General features: G+C 46.9%; 4 protein-coding genes. 3 read left to right on the top strand and 1 reads right to left on the bottom strand.

All coding sequences use genetic code 11. The features are described 5' to 3' along the window. Positions 1-113 precede the first annotated feature (113 nt). Together ACJMLT_RS06110 and spoIVA are read left to right on the top strand one after the other, a co-directional pair. Entirely contained in the window at positions 114-2,735 is a 2,622-nt protein-coding gene (locus tag ACJMLT_RS06110) for a M56 family metallopeptidase (RefSeq protein WP_405728121.1), read from the top strand. 306 nt (positions 2,736-3,041) lie between these two features. Beyond that, the gene (gene spoIVA / locus ACJMLT_RS06105) at positions 3,042-4,520 is read left to right on the top strand and encodes a stage IV sporulation protein A (RefSeq protein ID WP_405728118.1); all 1,479 of its coding nucleotides are present in this window, start codon (positions 3,042-3,044) and stop codon (positions 4,518-4,520) included. 53 nt (positions 4,521-4,573) lie between these two features. On the opposite strand, the gene ACJMLT_RS06100 is transcribed toward spoIVA, so the two are convergent. Beyond that, positions 4,574-4,933: an acylphosphatase gene (locus tag ACJMLT_RS06100; RefSeq protein ID WP_405728115.1), complete on the bottom strand. Its 360-nt coding sequence runs from the start codon at positions 4,931-4,933 to the stop codon at positions 4,574-4,576. Between the two features lie 171 nt (positions 4,934-5,104). On the opposite strand from ACJMLT_RS06100, the gene ACJMLT_RS06095 reads away from it, so the two are divergent. After that, positions 5,105-6,464, top strand: a 1,360-nt coding sequence (locus ACJMLT_RS06095) for an HlyD family efflux transporter periplasmic adaptor subunit (RefSeq protein ID WP_405728112.1), incomplete at its 3' end; no start/stop codon positions are given.

Below are 6,464 nucleotides of genomic sequence, written 5' to 3'. Positions count from 1 at the left end.
GATCGTTCGGTGACGAAGCTGGTGGCCAGTCTCTTTGACAGTCATTCCATTTCCGAAGCGGATCTGGATGAACTGGCAGCCTTTATCCGCTCAAAAACAGGAGGTGAATGACAATGGATACAATTTTTCAAAATATATGGGAAATGAGTCTGTTTGCGATTCCTGTAATTTTGGCACTTGCCCTGTGTTCTAAGTTTCTGGGGAAAAGATATGGCGCAAAATGGCGGTATCTTTTGTGGCTGGTGGTGACAGTGCGCCTGTGTATTCCTGTGCAGATCGATCTGCCTGCGCCCATGATGGGGATGCGGATGGAAGTGCCTTCTGTGCAGAATGGGGCGAGGGCGGTGTTGGAAACAAAAAATCCGGAATACCTTGCCCAAAGCGACGCAGATAAAGCGCAGATGGAAGAATTTAGGACATTCGCAGACGAAGAAGCAACGCATTATATGCTGCATGTGGATTTTACTGCTGAGGATGATCACGACTTTTTCGATTTCTTCCTTGCTTATCCCGATGTGCTGTGGATGCTGGGTGTTCTGTTATTTCTTGGATGGCAGGGGTGGAAATATTTTTCCTTCCAAAAAATGCTGCGGCGGAACCGCAGAAAGGTCATGGATGCGGCTGTTCTGGATTCTTATTACATCCTCTGCAGGGAAATGGGAATGAAAAAACGGCCGGAAATCTATTTCTGCGAACCACTGCCCAGCCCCCTTTGTGTGGGATTTTTCAAGCCTGCTGTTTATATCAATTCCGAAGACAGAGAAGAAGATGACCTGCGCCTGATTTGGCAGCATGAACTGACCCACTGCAAACGGAAAGATTTGTGGTTCAAAGGCATTCTGATGCTGGCGAGGGCACTGCATTTCTTCAACCCCTTTGTCCATTGGATGGCGAAACGGGCGGAAAAGGATATGGAATTTTCCTGCGATCTGGCGGTCATGGAAAATTGCAGTATGGAAGAAAGAGAAGCCTACAGTATGGCGATCCTGCGGACGGTGAAGGAAGCCAACAGTAAAAATATGCAGATGAGTACGGCTTTCTCCGGCGGGAAGGAAGAATTGAAAGCCAGATTTGAAAATATTTTTGATATGACGGTGAAAAAACGGGGCATCGCCCTTTTCACCGCGGCGGCACTGCTGGTTTGCGGCGGTACGGCATTTGTAGGGTGCAGGGCGCCTGAACCAAAGGAAAAATTGGAAACAAAGGTGGTCTATGGCGGCTATACGGAGCGCATGGTGAAAGACCTCTATGCGGCAAAACTGCAGTATATCGGTGACCATGTAGGCGTGGGAAAAATCATGGGGCTGCTGCCCCTGCCTGATGGGGTGACGGCCAATGAAGAAGGGATGGAACTGTTTACCGATGTGACGCCTTATGGTGCCATGCGCCATTTGAACTGGGTTGAAACAGGAGAAACAGCGTATGAATTGGATGGGGAAAACTATGAAGACGACCGTTGGTTCCGTATCCATGCAATGATTTTTCTGGCTTTGGTAGATAATGCGAATTATTTTAGCTATGAACTGCATTTTGAAAATGACAAGGGCAGTTTTAGTAAAGCGTTTAACAGAGATCTGGCGAAGGAATCCTTTGGTGACGTGGATTTGCGAGAATTTGCAAAAGATGAGGAAACATTTATGAATTTTGTTTCTGCCATCAATCGGTATTATTACGAGGGGATCGATACTCCTGAAAAAATTTATGCGTTGATGAATATGGACGATGCAGCGGCACAGGATCGCATGAATGATATGCTTTACGGCGGGGAAAAGGTAGAATTGATTTCAGATATGGGCATCGAAGGGGAGAGTATGTCCTATCAGATGATTGTGGCGAATACTCTGGTCTATGAAATTGCCAGTGAACAGGGCCTGACTTCTTCTAACCCTCTGGACTATATCAACTGTGCGGAATATGAGGAACTGGTGAAGATCGGGGAGCCTGCCCTGCGGGAATTTCTGGCGGCATTTGCGGAAGGCAGAGAGGGAAACGGTTTAGAGGCCTATATCATGATGTTTGCCTGTCAGGATATTTTAGGTGAACCAAGAAGGGCAGATATCAAACCCTCCGAATGGTATTGGCTCTATGCGGCACTGGATTCCACGGTGGCGGTGAATTTTGCTTATGATGAGCGCGTTTATACCTCTGAACTGGAAAGAAAATATAGTATGGGCATCAGAGATGTGGACGCCTGCAGCATCTTTCGGGCAGGGGAAGATGACCGTATCAAGGCTGTTTATGACGCGATTGAAAGCAAATATAATGCGAAGGGCATCCAGATGGGGCATACCGTTAGCATGTATGCCCCCTATATCCACAAAATCCATGAAAAAGGAAAACAAATGCAGGTTTTTGTGACGATTTTTGAACAGGATTTTGCGATGACACGCACGAAAAAAGGTTATGCTTTCTTTGAGCGGGGCGGCTCTGTTATCCCCACCAGACTGGATTTTGAAAAACAGAATGGACAGTGGGTGCTGCAGGAATGGACAGAAGCCATGGACGGCAGTTATTATGATGATTCTATCAGGGAAATGTGCAAAGGCCATTTCGGGCTGGCAAGGGAAATGATGGATGGCGGCGAGTATCATATGCTTATGTGGCAGAATATCATCTATTATATGAACGCCCATTATGGAGGAATGGTTATCCCTGTGTATATTTCTTCCTATACGGATGCGGAAACATTGGAAAAAGTGGGGAAATATATCCGGGTTGTGCCTATGTTCGAATAAAGACTTTGGAAACCTTTCTTCCCTTGGTGAAAGGTTTCCAAACCTTCCAAAGAACCGCTTGCAGGCAATAAAAGACCTTGGGACGCTGTCCCAAACCCTGTGAACTTTTGTAAAAGTTCAATCAAAACTTTTATTTGCCTACGGCGTTTTTATTTGCAAAAACGGAGTTTTTGCGTATCGGTTTCCAAAGGGATGATCCCTTTGGTGGGGTGCAGGGGCAACGCCCTTGCAAAAGGAATATTCTTGTTTCTTTCGCATAGATTTCTATTGTATGGATACGATTCCAATAGAAACGGAGGAAGAAATATGGAAAAATTCGATATTTATCAGGACATTGCAGAGCGGACAGGCGGGGACATTTATATTGGCGTGGTGGGCCCTGTGCGGACGGGAAAATCCACCTTCATCAAGCGGTTCATGGATCTGCTTGTTCTGCCCAATATCGCCAATACCTACACCAGAGAACGGGCGAAGGATGAACTGCCCCAATCTGCCAGCGGAAAGACCATCATGACTACAGAACCCAAATTCGTGCCCAACGAAGCGGTGGAAATCACTTTGGGAGACAATACGGAGGTACGGGTGCGGATGATCGACTGTGTGGGCTATCTGGTGCCCGAAGCAGAAGGCCACATGGACGGAGAACTGCCCCGCATGGTACATACGCCTTGGTCGGAAAACGCCATGCCCTTTCGGGAAGCGGCAGAAACAGGTACAAAAAAAGTCATCACCGATCATTCCACCATCGGCATTGTGGTGACAACGGATGGCAGTGTGACGGAATTGCCCAGAGAAAATTATGTGGAGGCGGAGGAACGGGTCATTGCAGAATTGCGAGCCTTAGGAAAGCCCTTTGTCATCCTGTTCAACACGGCAACGCCCTACAGCGAAGGCACACAGACTCAGCGGGCAGAACTGCAGGAAAAATACGGTGTACCTGTGATGGCGGTGAATGCGGCACAGCTGAAGGCGGAGGATATCAGAAAAATTCTGGAACAGGTGCTGTATGAATTTCCTTTGCGGGAGCTGCGATTCTTTTTCCCCGGCTGGGTGGAAACACTGGAGCAGAGCCACTGGCTGAAGCAGGGATTGACTGCCGCGCTGAAAGAAGTCATGAGCAAGGCGAATAAACTGGCGGATGTGGAAGCGGCCATCAGCGGGCTGGGGGCAACAGATTTTCTGAAAAAAGTCTATGCAGACCATATCCTGCCCGGGGAAGGGGCTGTGGATATCGCCCTAAATTTTGATGACGGGCTGTTTTATCAGATTTTGAGCGAAACGGTGGATATGCCCATTGAAAATGATTATGCCCTTATCCATACCATTCAAATGCTTTCTGAAACGAAACGGGAATACGATAAGATTGCGGCGGCATTGAACGATGTGAAACGAAAGGGATACGGTGTGGTGACCCCTGTGTTCGAAGAGATCACTTTGGAAAAACCCGAGGTGTTCAAACAGGGCAGCCGCTATGGCATCAAGCTGCGGGCAAAGGGAGAATCCATCCACCTGATCAAGGCGGACGTGGAAACGGAGGTTTCCCCTATCATCGGCAATGAGGAACAGTCCAGAGAATTTATCGATCATCTGATCTCCGATTACGAGGAAGAGCCGGAAAAAATCTGGGATCTGAATATTTTCGGGCGTACCCTCAGTTCCATGGTCAGTGACGGCATGCAGAACAAGATTTACCGTATGCCGGAAGATGCCCAGATGAAACTGCAGGAGACATTGCAGAAGATCGTCAACGAGGGCAGCGGCGGTCTGATCTGTATTATATTGTGAAATAAAAGAAAGTAATTGAACGAAAAATAAAAAGCGACCGAAAGGTCGCTTTTTTATATGATTTTAAATTCTGTTTCATTCTGTTTGGGAGAACAGGGCTTATTCTCCATTTTTTCGATCTTGATACGTTTTAGGGATTTCATGAATTTCAGAAGAAAGCGGATGCGGCTTTCATAACCCTGAATTTCAGCCTGCACATCACCGTTTTCCATATTTTTCACCCAGCCTGTCAGCTCCAGTCGGACTGCCATTTGTTCTAATTCAAGGCGAAACCCCACATGTTGCACTCTTCCGTGGAAGGTCACACGGCGGCGGACAAAATAATCATCTTCAAAGTCCGGCAGCTTGGCTTTTTTTACCTGACGGATGACGTAGTCGTCTCTGATCTGTTTGAATTTGTCAATTGGTTTCATAAGATCACCTCTGTAGAAGAAAATTTTGCCATATGTACCGTATATTATACAGAAGGCAATGAGATTTGTCATCCTTTCAGTTTACCTTTTTGTTTTTTTGATGTATAATCAAATGATAAAATACCCATAGACCGGGTATTTGAAAAAAAGAAATGAACAGGAGGATTCCAAATGAAAAAAGGTTCCTCAGGGAATAGAAGAAGACCTCCCCGACAGCCGCAGCCACAGGCACCTGCCAGCCGTTACCCCACAAGGGATAATATTTATAGCTTGCAGCAGGAAAGAAGCAGAAGGCAGCAACAGGAGGCACAGCAGGCGAGACAGCGGCAGAGGTATCAGCAGACGAATGGCCCTGCAGCAGGGCGGCCTGTTCCAAAAAAGAAAAACAGAAGACGAAAAAACAGTCATATGATCATGCCTTTGATGGTCTTTGCCATTATTGCCATCTATCTGGCAGGGCAGATGATTCATCTGGCGGCAAAGCGTGACGATATCAACGTGGAAACCGTTGCATACGGAACCATCGATACGCCTGAAATCTATACAGGCCTGATCCTGCGAGAGGAATATGTGGTGAAAAGCACCAGAGCGGGACAGCCCTTTTATCAGTATTCTCAGGGGGATTATGTGCCCAAGGGAGCTGTGGTCTGTACCGTGAAAGATACGGATACCACAGACCGACTGGAAAAAGAACTGACCCAGATCGATAAAGATATTCTGAAAAGTCAGAAAACAAGAACAGATCTTTCCGCTTTTTCTGAGGATATCGCAAGACTGGAAGGGAATGTGAGCCGCACGGTGGATGCCTATGCAGGCCGTGCTATGAAAAACAGCCTTTCTTATATGTACACCATGAAGAGTCAGGTGGAATCTTTCATGGATCAGAGAAATGAGATCTGGCTGACGGAAAATGTAGAAAGTCTTTCCCAGCTGACGGAAGAAAAAAATATTTATGAAGAGAAACTGGCAAAAAGCATGAGTTCTCTGACTGCGGGAGAAGCCGGTGTTCTGTGCCTGAGCTATGACGGGCTGGAAGAACAGTATCATCCCGATATGGCGAAAGAGGTAACGAAAAAAGAAGTCGGTAATGCAAAAACAGAATATATCTCCAAGGCGAAAAGTGTTGCCAAAGGGGATACCCTGTTTAAGATCGTGGAAAGCAATCAATGGTACATCGTGGCATATCTGCCCAATACGGTGACGGCTACATGGACACAGGGGCATTATATGATGCTCAATGCCATGACTGAGGAAGAAAACTTCCGCCTGCGCACGACCATCGAATCCATGGAAGTGGGCGAAAAGGAAACAAAGGTCGTTCTTTCCAGCTATGAACACATGGAACAGTTCATGGAAAGTAGAACCGTGTCCTTCAGTCTGGAAAGTCAGGTCGTAGAAGGGCTGAAGATCCCCAATGATGCCATCGTGGAAAAATCCCTGATCCGGATTCCCCGTACCTGCCTGACAGAAAGTATGGGCAGTGACGGTGTGCTTCTGACAAAGGGGGAAAAGACCCAGTTTACAGATCTTT

The sequence above is a fragment of the Anaerotignum sp. genome, from assembly GCF_045122575.1.
Taxonomy (GTDB): Bacteria; Bacillota; Clostridia; order Lachnospirales; family Anaerotignaceae; genus Anaerotignum_A.
This window is presented reverse-complemented; position numbering and strand designations above follow the sequence as displayed.

Excerpts from the sequence above, each read along its gene's own strand:
- spoIVA (WP_405728118.1), top strand. The coding sequence starts at position 3,042 with ATGGAAAAATTCGATATTTATCAGGACATTGCAGAGCGGACAGGCGGG.
- ACJMLT_RS06100 (WP_405728115.1), bottom strand. The coding sequence starts at position 4,933 with ATGAAACCAATTGACAAATTCAAACAGATCAGAGACGACTACGTCATC.
- ACJMLT_RS06110 (WP_405728121.1), top strand. The coding sequence starts at position 114 with ATGGATACAATTTTTCAAAATATATGGGAAATGAGTCTGTTTGCGATT.